This window comes from Streptodolium elevatio (genome assembly GCF_040649515.1).
Classification (GTDB): domain Bacteria; phylum Actinomycetota; class Actinomycetes; order Streptomycetales; family Streptomycetaceae; genus Yinghuangia; species Yinghuangia elevatio.
In genome coordinates, this window is the sequence record NZ_JBEZFP010000072.1 from 26,194 (window position 1) to 45,709 (window position 19,516).

The window sequence follows — 19,516 nt, forward strand, 5'->3', positions numbered from 1 at the left end:
CCGGGAAAATACCTGGTGACGGGCAAGCGATTCCGCCTACTGTGAGGCACGTGAACAACGCACCTCCCGGTGCGAAGGGTCCGGATACTTCCTTCCACGAAAATCTCCGGTCCCGCTTTTGATCTCGGGAGGACAGGCGTGGGGTGCCCGGTGCGCAGGCATCGGTTACTTCGACTCATAATCGCGAGGTTCCGGGTTCGAGTCCCGGTCGCCGGCGCAAGCTCGGCGGTAGCTCAATTGGTAGAGCACGTGTGCCGAAGCCGCTTCGATCTCGGGCACCCCCTCACGCCTCCTCCTCCCAATCCACGGTCCCACGGGGGGATTTCGGCATGTCCAAGTTCAACAGCCGTACACAGAGCGCCGTCGCGGTCGGTCCGGTCCGCACCACTACGCACACGCCGACCACCACGACGTTCGAGGGCGGCGCCGCATACGTGCGCGAGCCGCGCGGCGAGCTCCTGCTGTTCGCACTCACCAACATGGTCGGCGAGGCCGCGTTCTACGAGTCCGCCGACGCCCGCGACCGCCGGTTCCGCGACCTCGTACACGACGTGGCCGCCGAGGACCCGGCGTGGATGCGCGGCTTCATCGGCTGGCTGCGGGACGCCGCCGGCATGCGCTCGGCATCGCTGGTCGCGGCCGCCGAGGCGGTGTTCGCGCGCCTGACGCTCGGCCTGCACGGCGAGAACCGGGCGATCGTCGACGCGGCGCTGCGGCGCCCGGACGAGCCCGGCGAGATGCTGGCGTACTGGACCGCGACGCACGGCCGTTCGCTGCCGAAGCCGGTCAAGCGCGGCGTCGCGGACGCGGCCGCCCGGCTGTTCACCGAGCGTGCGCTGCTGAAGTACGACACCGCGGGCAAGGGCTTCCGCTTCGCCGACGTGCTGGAGTTGACGCACGCCTCGCCGGCGGCCGACAAGCCGTGGCAGGGCGAGCTGTTCAGGCACGCGATCGACCGGCGCCACGGGCGCGACGAGAACGTTCCGGAGCGTCTGCGCGTCGTCGCGGCGAACCGGGCGCTGCGCGCGGAGGCGGCCGAGGACCCGTCGGTCCTGTTGGCCGCCGACCGCCTGCGGGCGGCCGGGATGACCTGGGAGGACGTACTCTCGCTGGCCGGCTCGCGGCTCGACAAGGCGCGGCTGTGGGAGGCGATCGTGCCGTCGATGGGCGTCATGGCGCTGATCCGCAACCTGCGCAACTTCGACGAGGCGGGGCTGTCGGACGAGGTCGCGCAGGAGGTGGCGCGGCGGATCGCGGACCCGGCGACCATCGCGTCGTCGCGGCTGTTCCCCTACCGGTTCCTGTCGGCGTACCGTGCGGCGCCGTCGCTGCGGTGGGGGCACGCGCTGGACCAGGCGCTGGCCGCGTCGACGGCGAACGTGCCCGCCCTGCCCGGCCGTACGCTCGTGCTCGTCGACACCTCGGGCAGCATGTCGTCGTACGTCTCGGCGAAGTCGAAGGTCACGCACGCGGACATCGGTGCGCTGTTCGGCGTCGCGCTGGCCCACCGCGGGGCCGAGGTGGACCTCGTCGGTTTCGCGGACCGGCACTTCACGCACCGGATCACGCGCGGCGGTTCGGCGCTGCGCGACATCGAGGCGTTCTGCGGGCGGAACGGTGAGGTCGGCCACGGCACCGAGACCGTCGCGGCGCTGAAGGCGACGTACAAGGGGCACGACCGCGTCGTGCTGGTGTCGGACATGCAGGCGTTCCGGTACGCGGGCTCGGGTGCGGCCGGTGTGTCGGTGTCCGACGCGATCCCGGCGAACGTACCGATGTTCGGCGTCAACACGACCGGCTACGCACCCGCGGTGATCGCGAGCGGCACGCGCAACCGGTACGAGATCGGCGGCTTCAGCGACAAGCTCTTCACGCTGATGGAGGTCCTGAGCAAGGGCGGCGACGCCGGTTGGCCGTGGGAGTGAGCGGCCCGGGACGGCCCGCGATCACGCGTGCCGTCCCGGTTCGCGGGCCCTCGTTGGCTCTCGGGCCGTCACGTCCCGCCGGGTCCCGGACGGGGTGGACGACCCGGTCCCGGGCTCAGCGCGTGATCCCGAGCGCGCCCGCGATGAGGTCGCTCAGCCCGGTCCGGGTCCCGGCGAGGAAACCGCCGTCGACGGCGATGGCCTGCCCGGTCACGAACGACGCGTCGTCGGACGCCAGGAACAGCGCCGCCGCGGCGATCTCGTCGGGGCGGCCGAAGCGGCCGAGCATGTGCAGTTCGCGGTACTCCTCGCGGTACCGCGTCATGTTGCCCGACCCCATCACGGCCTGGAACATCGGTGTGTCGATGAACCCCGGGCAGATCGCGTTGACCCGGATGCCCGCACGGCCGTAGTCGATGGCCATGTTGCGGGTCAGGGTCACCACGCCGCCCTTCGAGGCGTTGTAGGCGCTGCCGCCCTCGGTGCCCTGGAGTCCCTCGACGCTGGCGATGTTGATGATGCTGCCGGACTGCTGCCCGATCATCAGGCGCAGCGCGTGCTTGGCGACCAGGAACGTGCCCTTGAGGTTGACGTCGACGATGCGGTCCCACTCGGCCGCGTCCAGGGCGTGCACCACTCCCCCGCCGGAGACCCCGGCCGAGTTGACGAGGATGTCCAGACGCCCGTGCTCGGCCTCGACCGCGGCGACGGCCGCGGCGACCGCCTCCTCGTCGCGTACGTCCGCCGCCACCAGGCCGCCCTTGCCCGGGAATTCCCCGTCGGGCGTGCCGAGGTCGAGGCCGACCACCGTGGCACCCTCGGCGGTGAACCGCTCGACGCAGGCCAGGCCGAGACCGGACGCGCCGCCGGTCACCAGCGCGACCCTGCCGTGCAGCCTGCCGACCTGCCCGCTGTTGGTGCTCATCGAGGCCTCCCGTACGCGTGGAATCGTGGCACCGGCCGATGAGTCCGGCCGGTGGATCCGGCCGAGGGAACCTAGACCAACCGGGTACGCGCGGCAAGCGAAACGCCTGTGCAGTTCCCGCGCGCTGTCCGGGTGCGGGCGTAGCGTGGATGGCCACGGAGAGGTCGGTCGTGGCGGAAGGACGAGGATCGCGGCATGGCGCGTTGGGCCGATGTGGTCGAGAACGAGGCGGAGTTCGCGGACGAGGTCCGCAAGGCGTTCGACGCCTACACGCACAAGACGCTCGCGACGCTGCGCAAGGACGGTTCGCCGCGCATCAGCGGCAGCGAGGCCGGGTTCGTCGACGGCGACCTGTGGTTCGGCAGCATGCCCGGCGCGCTGAAGGCGCTCGACCTGCTGCGTGACCCGCGGTTCGCGTTGCACGCGGGCACCGGGGACGCCGACAGCGACTCCTGGCGCGGCGACGCGAAGCTGTCCGGGCGGGCCGTGGAGGTCACCGACCCCGAGGCAGTCGCGGCGGTCTACCGGGCGTGGACCGGCGAAGCGCCGGAAGGGCCGTCGCACCTGTTCCGGGCCGAGCTGACGGACGTGGTCCTGACGACGCTGAACCAGGCCCGCGACGGCCTGGCCATCCGTCTGTGGACCCCGGACGGCGGGTTGCGGACGTTCGCCCGCAAGTGAGCGCCGGCGCGCGGTGCGGGCCGTAAGCAGGGCGACCTCGACCGCCGGTTCCTCAGTCGGCGGTCGGCCCGGTGAAAGGGTCCGCGAGTGCCTGCGTCTCGGCGTAGCTCGGCACCCCCGCGGCGGCCCGCCCCGCGTCGTACGTGTCCTCGGCGATGGACCACGCCAGCTCCACCGCGCTGTGCAGCGCCGTGCGGAACAGCAGCGACCCGCAACTGATGCGGGCGACGCCGAGGTCTGCGAGGCGACCGTACGTATGGCGGGCCGGGTTGAAAAGCACGTTCACAGGCGCGGCGACCTCGCCCACCACCGCGCTGATCACCGCGTCGTCCTCCAGGCCCGGGACGAACACCCCGTCCGCGCCTGCCTCGACGTACGCGGCGCACCGGCGCAGGGTCTCGTCGAGCGGCTTGCCGTCCGGCGTGCCGAGCCAGAACGCGTCGGTACGCGCGTTGACAAACATGTCGGGCACGGCCGCCTTGACCGCGCTGATCGCCGCACGCTGGAAGCCGAGGTCGGCAAGGGTGCCGTCCGACCGGCCGTCCTCCAGGTTCATGCCGACCACGCCGGCGGCCGCGAGTTCGGCGGCGAGCGCGGCCACCTCGTCGGGGTCGTCGCTGAAGCCGCCTTCCGCATCGACGGTGACCAGAGCGGCCAATCGGGTGATCCGGCGGGCCAGCGCGACGGTGTCGTCCCGCATGCCACCGCCCTGGCCGTCGGGCTTGCCGAGGGCGGAGGCCACGCCGAGGCTGGTGGTGGCGATGGCGGTGAATCCCCGGGCGACGAGTGCCGACGCCGACGCGTGGTCCCACGCGTTGGGCAGCAGCAGCGGCCGTGAGCCGCGGTGCAGGGCACGGAACGCCTCGTAGCGGTCGCCGCGTTCGGTGGTCTCGGGGGTCGGCATCGCGTGATCCTGTCTCTCGTGGGTGACGTTCTGCGCTGGGGCGGACGGCTCAGCGGGGCTCGACGAACAGACTCGCCGGAATCCGCAGCACCGGGTGGGCTTCGTACGCGACCGGCGTGTCGACCCGGCGCCTGCCGTCGGCCGACAGCGCTTCGAGGACGCCGCAGGCGATGGCCAGGGCATGATCGCGGCCCGGACACGCGTGCAGGCCGTGGCCGAAGGTGAGGTGCGCGGTGTGGCCGCGCGCCGGGTCGAAGGTGTCGGGGTCGGGGAAAACGTCCGGGTCGCGGTTCGCTCCCGCGAAGTCGAGGAAGACCGAGGCCCCTTCCGGCAGGCCGAGTTCCGGCACGGGTGCGGTGGTGCGGCGCCGGGTGCCGCGTACCGGCGGGTCGAGGCGCAGGGTCTCGTGCACGAGCGCGGCGACCGGGATGCCCGGGTACCCGGGGTGCTCCGGGCGTTCGGCGCTCTTCGCGCCCTCCGTGCTCTTCGCGTCGGCAACCCGCGGCCCGGCGGGCAGCGCCGCGACGGCCGTGTTCCCGATGAGGCCGGCGGTCGCGTCGCAGGTCTGCACGAGGATGGCGACGAGGTTGGCAGTGCGCTCGTCGTCGCCGGTGCCATTGCGTGTGCCTGGGCCTGGGCGCAGGATCGCGGCCACCCGGGCGACGCCTTCGTCGGCGCGGCGCACCGCATGGTCCGGCGCGCCCGGCTGGTAGGCGGGGGCGATGCTCAGAATCGCGGCCACCAAGCTGTCCAGGTCGGATTCCCCGGCGCCCAGCGCCGCACCGACCACGCGCACCGGAACGCGGCGGGCGAGTTCGGCCATGACGTCGACGGGTTCGGCGCGTCGCCCGAGGATCGCCGCGGTGGTCGTACGGGCAGCGGCACCCAGGGCGTCCGGCGCGACGCCGGCCAGGCAGTTGGCCACCAACGCGCGGCGGCGGGTGTGGGGCTCGCCGTCGGCGAAGCGGGCGGCCTCGGCACGCAGCCATGCGGTCGTGCGGTGCTCTCGGTCGGCGGCGGTGGCGGGTCCGACGGGTGGCACCGCGAGGCGTGGGTCGGCGAGGGCGGCGCGTACCGCGGCGTGGCCGGTGACCAGGGTGTCTCCGATTGCGGCTGCCTGAGTACTCGTCATGCCGCCGACGCTAGGCGCGGATCGTTTCGGCGCACGCCGAACTTTGCCTGCGGCATGCTGGGGGCCATGACCCGCACAGATCATTCCGCGTCACGGCTCTCCGCCCTGACGGCGCTGCTCGCGGACGAGACGCGCGCGACGATGTGCCTCGCGTTGCTCGACGGGCGGGCCTGGACCGGCGGCGAACTGGCCCGGCACGCGGGTGTGGCCCCGTCGACCGCCAGCGAGCACCTGTCGCAGCTGGTCGCGGGCGGGTTGCTCGCCGAGGAGCGGCAGGGGCGCCACCGGTACCTGCGGATCGCGGACCCCGCGACCGCGCAACTGATCGAGGACCTGGCGGCCTTCGCGGGGCCGCCGGCCGGCACCGCGTCGTCGCTGCGGGCCCGCTCCGCGAGCACCGCCCTCGCGCGGGCGCGCACGTGCTACGACCATCTCGCGGGACGCCTCGGCATCGCCATCACGGACGCGCTGACCAAGCGCGGGCTGCTCGCCCAGGAGACCGGGTTCGCGCTCACCGACCAGGGGCTGCGGTGGTTCGCCGAGCTGGGCGTGGACCTCGCGGGTGCGCCGCGCGGTCGCCGCCCGCTGGCCCGGCCGTGCCTCGACTGGACCGAACGCAGGCCGCACCTGTCCGGCATCTCCGGCGCGGCGTTGTGCGCGCACGCGTTCCAGGCGGGCTGGTGCACGCGCATCGGGACGCAGCGCGCACTCGCGGTGACGGACCTCGGGCTGCGGGAGCTGCGTGCGCGGCTGGGGATCGAGCCGGACGCCTTGTCCGTCTGAAGTCGCGGTCTGAGCCGAAAACCGACCGGGGGCGCGCGCCGTGGCGCCGCCCCCGGATCACCGGTCCTCGCGAAGGTCCGCGTCAGAAGTCCGGGTCAGGAATCCTCGTCACAAATCCTCGTCACAAATCCTTGTCAGCAATCCTCGTCAGAAGTCCTCGTCGAAGGAGACCGTGCCGGTGACGGCGACCTGGTACGCGGACACGCGCCGCTCGAAGAAGTTCGCCAGCTCCTGCACGTCCTGGAGTTCCATGAACGCGAACGGGTTCGCGGCGCCGTACATCGGCTCCATCCCGAGCTGCGCGAGCCTGCGGTCCGCGACGTGCCGGAGGTACGTGCGCATGTCCGCGACCGTCATGCCCGCGACTCCCCCGCCCAGCAGGTCCTCCGCGAACGCCGTCTCCGCCTCGACCGCCTCGGCGAGCATCCGGCGTACGTCGTCGGCGAGTTCGTCGTCGAACAGGTCCGGTTCCTCGTCGCGGACGGTCTCGACCACCTGGAACGCGAAGTCCATGTGCGCGGACTCGTCGCGGAAGACCCAGTTGGTGCCCGAGGCAAGGCCGTTGAGCAGGCCGCGCGAGCGCAGGAAGTAGACGTACGCGAAGGCGCCGTAGAAGAACAGTCCCTCGATGCACGCCGCGAAGCAGATCAGGTTGAGCAGGAACTGCCGGCGCTCGTCGCGGTTCGTCAGCCGTTGGAGCCCCATCGCGGAGTCGATCCAGCGGAAGCAGAACTCCGCCTTCCGGCGGATCGACGGGATGTGTTCGACGGCCGCGAACGCCTTGGCCCGCTCGTCCGGATCGGGCAGGTACGTGTCCAGCAGCGTCAGGTAGAACTGGACGTGCACGGCCTCCTCGAACAGCTGGCGCGACAGGTACAGCCGCGCCTCGGGGGCGTTGATGTGCCGGTACAGGTTGAGCACCAGGTTGTTCGCCACGATCGTGTCGCCGGTGGCGAAGAAGGCCACGAGGCGCTGGACGAGGTGGCGTTCGGCCGGTCCCAGCTTGGCCAGGTCGGCCAGGTCGGAGTGGAGGTCGACCTCCTCGACGGTCCAGGTGTTGCGGATCGCCGCCCGGTACTTCTCGTAGAAGTCCGGGTAGCGCATCGGCCGCAGGGTGAGGCTCATACCGGCGTCGAGCAGCCGCGCCCGGTCGGGGGCGGGCCCCGCCTGCGCGGCGTGCGCGCCCAAGGCGGGCGAGGCGGTCGGCGCAGCCGGGGCGGGCAGGTCGGCCGACGCCGCTCGCGCGGCCTCGGGCTCGTGGACGGTCGTCACTGGCATGCCTCGCAAGCCTCGGGGTTCTCCAGGGAGCAGGCGATGACCTCTTCGTCCGCGACGGCGGGGGCGGCGGTCGCGACGGTCGCCTGCTGGATGCGCGTCGCGGGGCGCGAGCGCAGGTAGTACGTCGTCTTCAGGCCGGTCGACCAGGCGTACCGGTACATCGACGAGAGCTTGCCGATGGTCGGGTCGGCCATGAACAGGTTCAGCGACTGCGACTGGTCGATGTACGGCGAGCGCGCCGCCGCCAGGTCGATCAGCGCGCGCTGCGGCAGCTCCCACGAGGTGCGGTACAGCAGGCGTACGTCGTCCGGGAGTTCCGTCAGGTCCTGGACCGACCCCTCGGCGCGCTTGATGCGCTCGCGGATGGCCGCGGTCCACAGCCCGCGGCGCTTGAGCTCTCGCACCAGGTAGGTGTTGACCTGGAGGAACTCGCCCGACAGCGTCTCGCGCTTGAAGAGGTTGGAGACCTGGGGCTCGATGCACTCGTACGCGCCGGCGATCGAGGCAATGGTGGCGGTCGGCGCGATCGCGATCAGGAGGGAGTTGCGCAGGCCGTGGGACGCGACGCGGTCGCGCAAAGTGTCCCAGCGCTTGGTCTGCGTCGGGGTGACGCCGTCCCACAGGTCGGGCTGCAGGCGGCCGCGAGCCGCGTGCGTCTCCTGGTAGGCGGGGTGCGGTCCGGCCTCCTCGGCCAGGTCGCAGGAGGCTTCCAGGGCCGTCAGGTAGATCTCTTCGGCGATCCGGGTGGACAGTTCGCGGGCCTCGGCCGAGTCGAAGGGCAGGCGCAGCGTGAAGAAGACGTCCTGGAGCCCCATGACGCCCAGGCCGACGGGACGCCAGCGCGGGTTCGAGGCGGCGGCCTGGCCGGTCGGGTAGTAGTTGATGTCGATGACGCGGTCGAGGAAGGTGACGGCGGTGCGCACGGTGGCCCGCAACTTGTCCCAGTCGATGCCGGCGTCGGTCACGTGCGCGCCGAGCTGCACGGAGCCGAGGTTGCAGACCGCGGTCTCGCCGTCGCTGGTGACCTCGAGGATCTCGGTGCACAGGTTGGAGAGGTGGACGACGTTTCCGGGCTCGGCGGCCTGGTTGCAGGTGCGGTTGGACGCGTCCTTGAAGGTCATCCAGCCGTTGCCGGTCTGCGCGAGGGTGCGCATCATGCGGGCGTACAGCTCGCGGGCCGGCATCTGGCGTACGAACCGCCCGTCGCGTTCGGCCTGTTCGTAGGCCGCGTCGAACTCCGCGCCCCACAGGTCGGGCAGCTCGGGCACCTCGTCGGGGTCGAACAGCGACCACACCCCGTCGGCATCGACGCGCCGCATGAACAGGTCGGGGATCCAGTTCGCGAGGTTGAGGTTGTGCGTGCGCCGCGCGTCCTCGCCGGTGTTGTCGCGCAGTTCCAGGAACTCCAGGACGTCCGGGTGCCACGGCTCCAGGTACACACACGCCGCGCCGCGGCGCTTGCCGCCCTGGTTGACCGCCTGGACGGAGGCGTCGAGCGTGTTGAGCCACGGGACGATGCCGTTGGAGTGGCCGTTGGTGCCGCGGATGAGGGCGCCGCGCGAGCGTACGCGCGACCAGGCGACGCCGATGCCCCCGGCGAACTTGGAGAGGCGGGCGATACGGCCGTACATGTCGTAGATGGACTCGATGTTGTCCTGCGGCGAGTCGAGCAGGTAGCAGGAGGACATCTGGGTGTGCCGCGTACCGGAGTTGAAGAGCGTCGGCGAGCTGGGCAGGTACGCGAGGGAGGACATGAGGCGGTAGAAGCCGACGGCCTCGGGCGCGGTCTTGGAAAGGCCGCAGGCGACGCGCAGCAGGAAGTGCTGGGGTGTTTCGACGACCGCGCGGTTGACCGGGTGACGGAGCAAGTAGCGGTCGTAGACGGTGCGCAGGCCGAAGTACTCGAACCGCCGGTCGGCGGCGGGGTTGACCGCGGCGTCGAGTTCGGCGGCGTGCGCGGCGACGAATGCGGCCGTCTCGTCGCCGACGAGGCCTTCCGCGTGGCCGAGTGCGATGCCGGAGCTGAAGCCGGTGATCCCGTGGGTGCCGACCTCGGTGTCGATGGTGCGGGCCAGCAGGCGGGCGGCGAGCCGGGAGTACTCGGGCTCCTCCGCGATGAGTTCGGCGGCGGTGCGCACCACGAGCGCGTCGCGTTCGATGTCCGTGGCGCCGGCGTGGAGTCCGGCGAGGGCCCGGGTGGCGACGCGTTCGGGGTCGACGTCGGGGAGGTCGTCGGCGAGGGCCCGGATGACGGCGGCGATCGCCTCGGGGCTGTCGGCCGCGGTGTTCGCAGGGGTCCCCGCGGACGTATCCGCCGGGTTTCCTGCGGAAATGCCCGCGGGAGTGCCCTCGACGGTGTTGGCCTCAGATGGGGACATACCGGCGGAAACCGGCTTGTTATGGGCGCGCGAAATCGCGCTGTCCATGACGGTCACGGGCTCTCTCCTCGCGAGCTCGAAATGCGGTGACCACCGTGCGCCGCCTGACAGGGGGGCGGACACGGGCAACCGGCAGGTCTTCGGACTCGCGGGCATGCCGGGCACCGGCACGCTGGGGCGTGCCGGACCGCGGAGTTCCTAGTGGCCGTCGCTTCCCCCGGCCGGAGGCCGGAGTGCTTGGTGACGGCGGTCGTTCCCGCTCACCGCTGCGGGGGCAGTCCCGGCTCGACGTACACGCGCCGCGACATGTCGCGGGTGCGCGCACCCGGGTTCCCTCTTCAAAGGACCAATGCCACCTGACGGGACATCAGCACCTTTTCGCCACTTGCTCCGACAGCGCGGAGCAGGTGAACCAGCTGCGATCAGGAGCATATATCTAGTGGGTACCCCCGACGCGAACCACCAGTGGTTGTGTTCGGCGTGTCGCACGGCACGTGTCGTGACACGGGGGGTTCCGTCCCCCTCGCTCTCCGGGTATGTTACCCCCGGTAACACCTTCTGCCCGGGCCCTCCGTCCGGCGGATCGCGCGCTTCGCGCTCCGTTCCCGCACGGTTCACCTCTCCGAAAGGCGGTCGGCATGGCGACCCCGCTTACGGACGCATCCACCGGATCGACCGATGTGACCGGAGTAGCTGATATGCCTGATATAGCCGACAAGTTCGGTTTGCCGGGGGCATCCGGCGAAGTCGGCGCGGCCGGCCTGACCGGTGCGGACCTCGACGGCTTCCGCGCGGCGCAACGCCTGGCCTACGACTGCGCCGAGGCCGTCGCGGCGCACCTGCGCCCCGGCACGACCGAGCGCGAGGCCACGGCGATGATGCGGCAGTGGCTCGTGGCGCGCGGCGTACGCGACTGGCTGCACCTGCCGTTCGCCTGGTTCGGCGACCGCACCGCGTTCACCGGCTTCAAGGTGCCGCACCAGTTCTTCGCGACCGACCGCAGGCTGACCGAGGGCATGCCGTTCATCCTCGACGTCGCCCCGGTGTACGACGGGTACACCGCCGACATCGGCTACACGACCTCGCTCGGGCCGAACCGCGTCGTGGACCGTTTGCTCGACGACCTCGCGGCGCACCGCGCGTTCATTCTGGAGGCCGTGCAGGCCGGTCGGACGCTGCGTCAGATCTACCTGGACGTCGATGCCTTGATGGCCCGTCAGGGATACGAGAACCGGCATCGCGCGTATCCGTTCGGGGTGATCGCGCACCGCGTCGACAAAGTGGCCGACGCCCGGCTGCGGCCGCACGCGTTCGGCTTCGGAATGCGCGCGCTGCGGGGGCTGCTGCACGACGGTCTGCGCGGCCACCGCGAGGGCTGGTCGCCGCTGTGGAGCCACCGCAAGATGTCCGACCACCCGGCGACACCCGGGCTGTGGGCGGTCGAGCCGCACGTCGGATTCCGGGGCGTGGGCGCGAAGTTCGAGGAGCTTCTCGTCGTCGAGGACGACGGGCACGCGTACTGGCTCGACGACGACCTGCCGCACGTGCACCGCTGGGCGGACCGCGGATTGGCGGGGACCGCGGCCACCGGGACCGCGCCGGGGTTTGCCTCGGCCTTCAGTTCGGCCGCGGGGTCGGTGTCGGCCCCGGATTCGGCTCTGGGCCCGGATTCGGCTCTGGGCCCGGCATCGGGCGCGGCATCGAAGGAGTCGGTGTGACCTCGCTGTACGACCTGCCGGGAGCCCGCCGCTTCGAGGTCACGTCGCCGGAGGGCGTACGCCTCGCCGCCGTCGAGGCCGGAGCCGCCGAGGGCCCGACCGTTGTTCTCGTGCACGGGTACCCGGACACCAAAGAGGTGTGGTCCCACGTCGCGGCGCGTCTCGCCGACCGGTACCGGGTGGTGGCGTACGACGTACGCGGGGCCGGCGAGTCCAGCCGCCCCGACGCGACGTCCGCGTACGCACTCCACCATCTCACCGACGACTTCGAGCGCGTCCTCGACGCCGTCGCGCCGGAGGGCCGCGTGCACCTGGTGGGGCACGACTGGGGGTCGGTGCAGAGCTGGGAGTTCGTCACGACGCCGCGCGTCGCGCGTCGCGTCGCCTCGTTCACGACGATCTCCGGGCCGAGCCTCGACCACCTGGGCCTGGTGACCCGGGAGGGGCTGACCCGCCCGACACCCGGGCGGGTTTCGCGGAACATCGAGCAGGGGTTCCGGTCCTGGTACGTGTACGCGCTGCACGTGCCGGTCGCCCCCGACCTCGCGTGGCGTGGTCTGCTGGGCAAGCGCTGGCCCTCGATCATGGCCAGGGCCGAGAAGACGCTCGGCGCCCCCGAGCCGTCGTTGTCCGAGGACGGGGTGTTCGGCGCCAAGCTGTACCGCGCGAACGTCCGGCGGCGCATGGCGAGTCCGCGCCGGGACGCGATCGCCCGGATGCCGGTGCAGTTGGTCGTGCCCGACCGGGAGCGGTACCTCGCAAAGCGGATCTACGACGAACTCGACCGCTTCGCACCGGACCTGACGCGCCGCCAGGTGTCGGGCGGGCACTGGGTCCCGCGTACGAGGCCGGACCTTTTGGCGCGCTGGATCGGGGAGTTCGTGGACGGTGTGGAGCGCGCGGGTGGTGTGACTGACGGCCGGGCCGCGGGGATGACGGAGGCGGGCATGCCGGTTGCCGGAGTGGACTCATCCGCGGCGTCGGCGTCCGGGTCCCGCCCGCGGGGGCGCAGGGCGCGTCGGGCCGAGGACAACCGCCGTCGCTTCGCCGGCCAGCTCGCGGTGATCACGGGCGCGGGGAGCGGCATCGGCCGGGCGACCGCGCTGTCCCTCGCCGAGGCCGGCGCACGGCTGGTGCTCGTCGACCGCGACGGTGCCGCCGTGGCGCGCACCGCCGATCTGGCCGAAGTGCTGGGCGCTGCCGAGGCGATCGCGGAGACCGTGGACGTCTCGGATGCGGCGGCGATGGAGCAGTTGGCGGGCAAGGTCCAGGCCTCGCACGGGGTTCCCGACCTGGTCGTCAACAACGCCGGTATCGGCATCGCGGGTTCGTTCCTGGAGACCACCCCCGAGGACTGGAAGCGCACGCTCGACGTCAATCTGTGGGGCGTCATCCACGGCTGCCGCTTGTTCGGGGCGATGATGGTCGAGCGCGGGCAGGGCGGGCACATCGTGAACACGGCGTCCGCCGCGGCGTTCCAGCCCTCGAAGTCACTGCCCGCGTACTCGACTTCCAAGGCCGCCGTGCTGATGCTCAGCGAGTGCCTGCGGGCGGAGTTCGCCGCGTACGGCATCGGCGTCACCGCGGTCTGCCCGGGGTTCGTGGCGACCGGGATCACGGGGGCCACCCGGTTCGTGGGCACGAGCGCCGAGCAGGAGCGGACACTGCGCGAGAAGACCACGAAGGCGTACAAGCGCCGCGGCTACCCGCCCGAGAAGGTGGCCGACGCGATCCTGCGTGCGGTCGCCGAGAACACCGCCGTACGGCCGGTCACGCCCGAGGCCCGTGCCGCCCGGGCCGCGTCGCGCTTCACACCGCGCGTGCTGCGTGCGCTGGCCCGCATCGACCTGCCCAAATGACCGGCCGACTCGCAAGCGGCAGTGAGGAGCCAGCACAGATGAACACGATTCCTTCGGACGGCCTCAGCGCCTCCCCTCCTCCCGTGGGTCTGGTGGGTCCGGACCGGTCGGCGGGGTCCGTGGGTGCGGCGACGACGGCAATCTCGGCTACTGACACGCCGATTCGGCCGCGCCGGGTGGCGTTCGACTGGGAGCACACGCCGGTGCACTGGATCCCGGGCGATGCGCCGACCACCCACCTGATCAACGTGCTGCACCTGCTTCTGCCCGCGGGCGAGAAGTGGTTCGTCCAGGTCTACAAGGAGGCACTGCCGCTCGTCACGGACGACAAACTCCGGGAGGACGTACGGGGGTTCATGGGCCAGGAGTCGGTGCACTCGTACTCGCACGCGGCCGTCCTGGACCACCTGCGGACGCAGGGCATCGACACGTCCGGCTACACACGGAAGTTGGACTGGTTCTTCTTCGACTTCCTCGGCGACAAGCCGTACATCCCGATGCCCGAGGCCGAGTGGCTGCGCTTCCGTCTGTCGCTCATCGCCGCGATCGAGCACTTCACCGCGCTGCTGGGCAAATGGGTGCTGGAGGCCGAGGAACTCGACCACGTCGGTGCGGACCCGGTGATGCTGGACCTGCTGCGTTGGCACGGGGCCGAAGAGGTCGAACACCGGTCGGTGGCCTTCGACCTGTACCAGCACCTGGGGGGCACATGGGGGCGGTATCCACGGCGCGTGGAAGGGATGCTCTTCACCGCCCCGACCATCTTGTGGCTGTGGCACGTGGGTGCGAGCTATCTGATGCGGCACGACCCGACCATCCCGGACCGCCGCTACCGGCTCCGCGACATGACGCGCGCGGCCCGGCAGGGACGGGCGCCGAGTTTCGTCGACTTGGTGTTCTCGATCCCGCGCTACCTGAAGCCGTCGTACCACCCGGAGGGCGAGGCGTCGACGCAGAAGGCGATCGACTACCTGGCGACGTCGCCCGCCGCGCGGGAGGCCGAGCGGCGGGCCGCGGAACGACGGGCTCGCTTGGCGGGGTGAGGTGTGCGCCCGGCGGTCCGAGGTCCGGGCCCAAGCCTGGCCTGGAGTCCGGACCCCAGGCCAGGCTTGGGGTCCGGGGCTGGGACCGGCTCCGGACGGGCTCTAGACTCCGGCGGATGGACCATGCTTCGGGAAATGTCGTGCGGGTGGGCGGCGCGACGTACGAGTTCCGGGACGAGACGCCGTCGGTGGAGACGTACCGGATGCTCCGGCCGGGCTCCGGGCTGAGCGCCAAGACGCGGGAGGCGTCCGAACTCGGGCTGCCCAACTCGTGGTACGCGGTGACGGTCTTCCACGACGGCGCACCGATCGGCATGGGGCGCGTGATCGGGGACGGCGGGCTCTTCTTCCTCGTCGTGGACATCTGTGTGCTTCCCGACCACCAGGGGCGCGGCCTCGGCAAGCGCATCATGCAGGCGATCAGTGACGAACTGGGCCGCCGCGCACCGCAGTCCGCGCACGTCGCGCTGATCGCGGACGGCGACGCGAAGTACCTCTACGAGAAGTTCGGCTTCGTCGAGACCGCCCCCGGCGGCGTCGGTATGGCCTACGTCGTCGGCGGCACCCGCGACGACATCTGAACCCCGGTCACACCACGGGTTCGTCGGCGAGGTAGGGCGGGGCGGGCTCGTACTGGATGTAGCGGCGTACGGTCCGGGCGTGGTCGCGCCCGTGCAGGCGTCCGATGAGCCACAGCGCCATGTCGATGCCTGCCGACACACCCTGCGAGGTCACCAGGGTGCCGTCGACCACGTAGCGCGCGTCGCGCACCACGGTGATGTCACCGCGGGCCTCAAGGGTGTCCTCGAAGCTCCAGTGCGTGGCGACCCGGCGGCCCTTTGCCGGGCCGGCCTCGTGCAGGAGCAGGGAGCCGGTGCAGACGCCGGTCGTCCATTCGGCCGCGGCGGAGGTCTTGGCGATCCAGTCGAGGAGGGAGCGGTTCTCGACCTCGCGCCGGGTGCCCTGGCCGCCGGGGACGAGCAGGACGTCGAGCGGCGGGTGGTCGGCCGTCGTGGCGTCGGGGAGGATGCGCAGGCCCTTGGCGGCGCGGACCGGGTCGAGGGACTCGGCGACGGCGACGACGCGGTCCTGCGTGGCGGGTTCCTGGTTCGCGCGCAGCATGGCGGAGACCGTGAAGACCTCCCAGGGGCCGACGAAGTCCAGTTCCTCGGCACCTTCGAACAGCAGCAGTCCGTACGTGGTCATGGTCGGCCTTTCGTACTCCGGAATCGGTCGCGGTAGTCGGACGGCGATACGCCGACGCGGCGGTGGAAGGTACGGCGCAGGGTCTCGGCGGTGCCGAAGCCGCAGCGCCGTGCGACGGCGTCGACGGGATCGTCGCCTTCCGCGAGGGCGCGGCGGGCGGCTTCGACGCGGACCTGTTCGACGTACACGGTCGGCGGGACGCCGCACTCGGCGGTGAAGCGCCGTTGGAAGTGGCGGGTGCTGAGCCCGGCGCGCTCGGCGAGTGTGTCGACCGTGTGGCGGGCGGCCGGGTCGGTGGTGACCGCCTCGGTGGCGGCGCGGATGGGGTCGGTGGCGGGGCGCACCGCCCACAGGGGTGCGCTGAACTGCGACTGGCTGCCGGGCCTGCGCAGGTAGAGCACAAGGTGCTGGGCGACGCGGTGGGCGAGTGCCCGGCCGAGGTCGTCCTCGACCAGCGCGAGCGCGAGGTCCATGCCGGATGTGACGCCCGCGGACGTCCAGACGGGCCCGTCGTGGATGAAGATCGGGTCGGGATCGAGTGCGATGTCCGGGTGGTCCTGCCGGAACTGCGCGACGCGGCTCCAGTGCGTCGTGACGGTGCGTCCGGTCAGCACGCCGGCCGCGGCCAGCAGGAAGACGCCGCTGCACACGGATGTGGTCCGTCGCGCGTGCCCGGCGACCTGGCGTACCCACGCCACGAGTTCCGGGTCGCGGCTCGCCGCGTCGACGCCTCCGCCGCCGACCACGACGAGCGTGTCGACGTCGGCCGGGTCGATGTCGTCGATGCCGTACGCCGCGTGGATCGGCAGCCCGCTCTCCGACACGACCGGGCCCGCGTGCCGTGCGGCGACCAGGCAGCGGTACTCCGGGATATGGGCCATCACCTCGAAGGGACCGGCCAGGTCCAGGGACTGGAGGCCGGAGTAGGTCAGGAAGACGACAGTGCGTTGGGCCACGTGCCCAGCTTTGCGCGTGTGCCTGGCGTCGTCCACGTCGCCGACCCCACAGATTGCGCCATCGGGGGTAGCAGGCGGGAGCGCTGATGATCACTCATTGAGAAGGCGGCCCATCCCGCCTACGCTCCGCTGACAGACCGTCAGATTCAGGTGCCGGGGCGCTCGTGGGCCGTTGTGCGTGGGCCCGGGCCACCGTGGGCGAGGAGGAGCGATGGGCGTAAGGCTGTCCGACGACGAGGCGTGGGACGTCCTCGCGTCGTCGCACACGGGGGTGTTCACGTCGCTGCGGGCGGACGGCTTCCCGGTGTCGCTGCCGGTGTGGTTCGTGGTCGACGGGCGCGAGGTGTGGATCGCGGGGGCGGCCTCGACGTACAAGTTCCGCCGGGCGCGGCGCGACGACCGGGTGTCGTTCCTGGTCGAGTCCGGGCTGAAGTGGTCGGAGCTGCGGGCGGTGCAGTTCACCGGGCGGGCGGTCCTGGAGCCGGCGCCGGACTGGGCGCGGGTCGACGCCCTGTTCGACGCGAAGTACCGGGACTTCCGTACGCCGCGCCCCGACATGCCCGAGAGCGCCCGCGCCCGGTACGACGCGGCCCGCGCACTCCTCCGGATCCGCCCCGACGGCGGCCTGCTGAGCTGGGACAACGCACGGCTGGACGGTGGCCGGTGACCGGCACGGGCGGGAGCGACGGCGACCTCCTCCGCACCGATCTCGACGACGGCGTCCTGACCCTCACGATCGCGCGCCCCGAGGCGAAGAACGCGCTCACGCTGGCGATGCGGCAGCAGATCGAACGGGTGTGCGCGCAGGTGGACGCGGACGACGACGTGGCGGTCGTGGTCCTGGCCGCCGTCGACCCCGTCTTCTGCGCCGGGGCGGACATCAAGGAGATCGCGGCTCTCGGTGCCGCACTGCCCCCGACCAACCCGGGCGCCGCCCTGCGGGCCGTCCGCAAGCCGGTGATCGGCGCGGTCAACGGCGCGTGCGTGTCGGGTGGCCTGGAACTGGCGCTCAGCTGCGACTGGATCATCGCGTCAGAGCAGGCGTTCTTCGCCGACACGCACGCCCGGCTCGGCGTGCTGCCGCGTTGGGGGCTGTCGGCGCTGCTGCCGCGCGCGGTGGGCGTACGCCTGGCCAAGGAGATGACCGCGACAGGACGCCGCGTCCCGGCCGCCGAGGCACTGCGTGCGGGCCTGGTCACCCACGTCGTCCCGCACACCGAACTCGCGGACCGGGTAAGGCAGTCCGCCCGCGCAGCCGCCAACACCGACCGCGCCGCGCTCGCGGCGTCACTCGCCCTCTACGACGCCGGCGACGGCACGGAGGAAGCCCTGCTCCGCGAACGCGAGCGCGCCCTCGCCTGGGCACCTCCACCGACCTTCGGCTGACACGAGAAGCCGCAAGCCCGAACACCCGCCCACTCCCGGGCCAAGACCTGAACGCCAGGGCAGACCGACCACCCCGAGGGTGGCTTCCCCGTTCCGGCAACACCGGCGACGCCGGCAGCACCGGTTCGCACCGCGGCCCCGCCCTCGGCGCGAACCTGTATCGCGAGGAAGTTGGTGACGCCCAGTCAGGCTCCTCACCCGTACGGCTTTCTCCCGTTGCCGATGCCTCGGCGCGCGGTGACCATGGGCCAGGGGGCCGACTCGTTACGGCCTCCGGTCTGGAGGACACAGTGCGCGCGGTTGCCGTCGCGAAGCCCGCGGGCGAGCCCCAGCTCATGCGGCTGCCCGTTCCCGAGCCCGGGCCGGGCGAGGTGCTCATCAAGGTGGTCGCGGCGGGGCTGAACCCGCTCGACTGGAAGCTCGCGGACCGGGCACGGCGCGGCGAGACGGCCGACGAGGCGGTGTATCCGCTGATCTACGGCGTCGACTTCGCCGGCAAGGTCGCGGCGCTCGGGCCGGGGGTGACGCGGTTCGCCGAGGGCGACCCGGTGTTCGGGCAGCCCAAGCGCGTGCCGGTGGGGGCATACGGCACCTACGCCGAGTACGTCATCGCCGCCGAGGACGGTGTGCTGGCGGCCGCGCCCGAATCGCTGCCCCTCCCACTGGCCGCCGCGCTCCCGACCGCCGGACTGACCGCCATGTCCATGCTGGACGCGGCCGGGCTCGTCGCGGGGCAGACTTTGCTCCTGGTCGGCGCGGCCGGCGGGGTCGGGTCGTTCGTGACGCAGCTTGCCGCGGCGCACGACGTACGCGTGGTCGCGGTCACGCGCGGCGTGGGCGAGCACGAGATGGGCGAACTGGGCGCGGCGGACACCGTCGACGCGCGGAGCGGGCTGCCGGTCGACGAACTGCGCGAGGCGTATCCCGAGGGGGTCGACGCACTGATCGACCTGGCGTCCGATCCCGAGCGGTTCGCGGCGTACGCGGAACTCGTGGCCGACGGCGGCGTGGCGGTCAGCACGATCGGTGCGGCCGATCCCGATGCCTTGGCACGGCGCGGGGTCGAGGGGGTCAACTTCGTCGTGTCGCCGTCCGCGGAGTTGTTGGCGCGGCTGGCGGCCGAGGTGGACGCCGGGCGCGCGACCGTACGGCTCGGCGCGCAGGTGCCGCTCGCGGACGCGCCCGACGCGGTGGCGCGCAGCCGGGCGGGCAAGGCGCGGGGCAAAACGGTGATCCTCGTGTGACGAGCGCGCTGGTCGGTCCGGGCCGCCGGGCGGCGGTCGGGGTCCCGTCCGCGGCCGAGGAAGCGGATCGAAGGCGTGTTCCGGCGCGTCCGGTGGCC

The 19,516-nt window shown here is 72.1% G+C and carries 16 protein-coding genes, 1 tRNA gene, 1 pseudogene and 1 riboswitch; of the genes and pseudogenes, 11 read left to right on the forward strand and 7 right to left on the reverse strand.

Annotation, left to right across the window (positions count from 1 at the left end; genetic code table 11):
- Positions 1 to 145: 145 nt before the first annotated feature.
- Positions 146 to 217 (forward strand) — tRNA-Ser (locus tag AB0C36_RS25285).
- Positions 218 to 329: 112 nt separating this feature from the next.
- On the forward strand, positions 330 to 1,925 hold the full coding sequence (locus AB0C36_RS25290; protein ID WP_358357779.1) for a TROVE domain-containing protein: 1,596 nt from the start codon (positions 330 to 332) through the stop codon (positions 1,923 to 1,925).
- 115 nt (positions 1,926 to 2,040) lie between these two features.
- On the opposite strand, the gene AB0C36_RS25295 is transcribed toward AB0C36_RS25290, so the two are convergent.
- Complete coding sequence (locus tag AB0C36_RS25295) at positions 2,041 to 2,850, reverse strand: SDR family NAD(P)-dependent oxidoreductase (protein ID WP_358357782.1); 810 nt, start codon at positions 2,848 to 2,850, stop codon at positions 2,041 to 2,043.
- A gap of 195 nt (positions 2,851 to 3,045) precedes the next feature.
- Here AB0C36_RS25295 and AB0C36_RS25300 point away from each other — a divergent pair, with 195 nt between their 5' ends.
- Entirely contained in the window at positions 3,046 to 3,531 is a 486-nt protein-coding gene (locus AB0C36_RS25300; RefSeq protein WP_358357784.1) for a pyridoxamine 5'-phosphate oxidase family protein, read from the forward strand.
- A gap of 52 nt (positions 3,532 to 3,583) precedes the next feature.
- On the opposite strand, the gene AB0C36_RS25305 is transcribed toward AB0C36_RS25300, so the two are convergent.
- Entirely contained in the window at positions 3,584 to 4,435 is an 852-nt protein-coding gene (locus AB0C36_RS25305; protein ID WP_358357787.1) for an isocitrate lyase/PEP mutase family protein, read from the reverse strand.
- Between the two features lie 49 nt (positions 4,436 to 4,484).
- Positions 4,485 to 5,567 (reverse strand): cytochrome P450, encoded by a 1,083-nt coding sequence (locus AB0C36_RS25310; protein WP_358357790.1) that lies wholly within the window; start codon positions 5,565 to 5,567, stop codon positions 4,485 to 4,487.
- A 66-nt stretch (positions 5,568 to 5,633) separates the two neighbouring features.
- On the opposite strand from AB0C36_RS25310, the gene AB0C36_RS25315 reads away from it, so the two are divergent.
- On the forward strand, positions 5,634 to 6,350 hold the full coding sequence (locus AB0C36_RS25315) for an ArsR/SmtB family transcription factor (protein WP_358357793.1): 717 nt from the start codon (positions 5,634 to 5,636) through the stop codon (positions 6,348 to 6,350).
- 147 nt (positions 6,351 to 6,497) lie between these two features.
- On the opposite strand, the gene AB0C36_RS25320 is transcribed toward AB0C36_RS25315, so the two are convergent.
- Both AB0C36_RS25320 and AB0C36_RS25325 read right to left on the reverse strand, forming a co-directional pair.
- Positions 6,498 to 7,475: a ribonucleotide-diphosphate reductase subunit beta gene (locus AB0C36_RS25320; RefSeq protein ID WP_358357813.1), complete on the reverse strand. Its 978-nt coding sequence runs from the start codon at positions 7,473 to 7,475 to the stop codon at positions 6,498 to 6,500.
- A gap of 143 nt (positions 7,476 to 7,618) precedes the next feature.
- Positions 7,619 to 10,006, reverse strand: a complete 2,388-nt coding sequence (locus tag AB0C36_RS25325) for a ribonucleoside-diphosphate reductase subunit alpha (protein WP_358357815.1) — start codon at positions 10,004 to 10,006, stop codon at positions 7,619 to 7,621.
- 114 nt (positions 10,007 to 10,120) lie between these two features.
- Positions 10,121 to 10,386: riboswitch (cobalamin riboswitch) on the reverse strand.
- 318 nt (positions 10,387 to 10,704) lie between these two features.
- Between AB0C36_RS25325 and AB0C36_RS25330 the strand changes: the two are divergent.
- The 4 genes and pseudogenes from AB0C36_RS25330 to AB0C36_RS25345 form a co-directional block, all read left to right on the forward strand.
- A pseudogene (locus tag AB0C36_RS25330) lies at positions 10,705 to 11,574 on the forward strand (M24 family metallopeptidase); the annotation flags it as partial.
- A 146-nt stretch (positions 11,575 to 11,720) separates the two neighbouring features.
- On the forward strand, positions 11,721 to 13,583 hold the full coding sequence (locus tag AB0C36_RS25335; protein ID WP_358357796.1) for an SDR family oxidoreductase: 1,863 nt from the start codon (positions 11,721 to 11,723) through the stop codon (positions 13,581 to 13,583).
- A 38-nt stretch (positions 13,584 to 13,621) separates the two neighbouring features.
- A complete protein-coding gene (locus AB0C36_RS25340) occupies positions 13,622 to 14,626 on the forward strand; it encodes a metal-dependent hydrolase (RefSeq protein ID WP_358357798.1) in 1,005 nt (334 codons plus the stop codon).
- Positions 14,627 to 14,742: 116 nt separating this feature from the next.
- Positions 14,743 to 15,207 carry a GNAT family N-acetyltransferase gene (locus AB0C36_RS25345; RefSeq protein WP_435839112.1) on the forward strand — a complete coding sequence of 155 codons (465 nt, stop codon included), beginning with the start codon at positions 14,743 to 14,745 and terminating at the stop codon, positions 15,205 to 15,207.
- A gap of 7 nt (positions 15,208 to 15,214) precedes the next feature.
- Here the strand turns inward: AB0C36_RS25345 and AB0C36_RS25350 are convergent, their stop codons facing one another.
- Positions 15,215 to 15,832 (reverse strand): DJ-1/PfpI family protein, encoded by a 618-nt coding sequence (locus AB0C36_RS25350; protein ID WP_358357801.1) that lies wholly within the window; start codon positions 15,830 to 15,832, stop codon positions 15,215 to 15,217.
- Positions 15,829 to 16,788 carry a GlxA family transcriptional regulator gene (locus tag AB0C36_RS25355; protein WP_358357803.1) on the reverse strand — a complete coding sequence of 320 codons (960 nt, stop codon included), beginning with the start codon at positions 16,786 to 16,788 and terminating at the stop codon, positions 15,829 to 15,831. Before AB0C36_RS25355 ends, AB0C36_RS25350 begins: the two co-directional genes overlap by 4 nt.
- Before the next feature lie 211 nt (positions 16,789 to 16,999).
- Between AB0C36_RS25355 and AB0C36_RS25360 the strand changes: the two genes are divergently transcribed.
- From AB0C36_RS25360 to AB0C36_RS25370, 3 genes are all read left to right on the forward strand, one after another.
- Complete coding sequence (locus AB0C36_RS25360; RefSeq protein ID WP_358357805.1) at positions 17,000 to 17,455, forward strand: pyridoxamine 5'-phosphate oxidase family protein; 456 nt, start codon at positions 17,000 to 17,002, stop codon at positions 17,453 to 17,455.
- A complete protein-coding gene (locus tag AB0C36_RS25365; RefSeq protein WP_358357807.1) occupies positions 17,452 to 18,174 on the forward strand; it encodes an enoyl-CoA hydratase-related protein in 723 nt (240 codons plus the stop codon). Before AB0C36_RS25360 ends, AB0C36_RS25365 begins: the two co-directional genes overlap by 4 nt.
- Positions 18,175 to 18,464: 290 nt before the next feature.
- Entirely contained in the window at positions 18,465 to 19,418 is a 954-nt protein-coding gene (locus AB0C36_RS25370; RefSeq protein WP_358357808.1) for an NADP-dependent oxidoreductase, read from the forward strand.
- The last annotated feature ends 98 nt before the right edge of the window (positions 19,419 to 19,516 follow it).

What these genes read in the sequence shown, in the direction of transcription:
- AB0C36_RS25295 (WP_358357782.1), bottom strand. Translation starts at nt 2,850, where the DNA reads ATGAGCACCAACAGCGGGCAGGTCGGCAGGCTGCACGGCAGGGTCGCG.
- AB0C36_RS25315 (WP_358357793.1), top strand. Translation starts at nt 5,634, where the DNA reads ATGACCCGCACAGATCATTCCGCGTCACGGCTCTCCGCCCTGACGGCG.
- AB0C36_RS25345 (WP_435839112.1), top strand. Translation starts at nt 14,743, where the DNA reads ATGGACCATGCTTCGGGAAATGTCGTGCGGGTGGGCGGCGCGACGTAC.
- AB0C36_RS25350 (WP_358357801.1), bottom strand. Translation starts at nt 15,832, where the DNA reads ATGACCACGTACGGACTGCTGCTGTTCGAAGGTGCCGAGGAACTGGAC.
- AB0C36_RS25340 (WP_358357798.1), top strand. Translation starts at nt 13,622, where the DNA reads ATGAACACGATTCCTTCGGACGGCCTCAGCGCCTCCCCTCCTCCCGTG.
- AB0C36_RS25325 (WP_358357815.1), bottom strand. Translation starts at nt 10,006, where the DNA reads ATGTCCCCATCTGAGGCCAACACCGTCGAGGGCACTCCCGCGGGCATT.
- AB0C36_RS25305 (WP_358357787.1), bottom strand. Translation starts at nt 4,435, where the DNA reads ATGCCGACCCCCGAGACCACCGAACGCGGCGACCGCTACGAGGCGTTC.
- AB0C36_RS25310 (WP_358357790.1), bottom strand. Translation starts at nt 5,567, where the DNA reads ATGACGAGTACTCAGGCAGCCGCAATCGGAGACACCCTGGTCACCGGC.
- AB0C36_RS25360 (WP_358357805.1), top strand. Translation starts at nt 17,000, where the DNA reads ATGGGCGTAAGGCTGTCCGACGACGAGGCGTGGGACGTCCTCGCGTCG.
- AB0C36_RS25290 (WP_358357779.1), top strand. Translation starts at nt 330, where the DNA reads ATGTCCAAGTTCAACAGCCGTACACAGAGCGCCGTCGCGGTCGGTCCG.
- AB0C36_RS25300 (WP_358357784.1), top strand. Translation starts at nt 3,046, where the DNA reads ATGGCGCGTTGGGCCGATGTGGTCGAGAACGAGGCGGAGTTCGCGGAC.
- AB0C36_RS25320 (WP_358357813.1), bottom strand. Translation starts at nt 7,475, where the DNA reads ATGAGCCTCACCCTGCGGCCGATGCGCTACCCGGACTTCTACGAGAAG.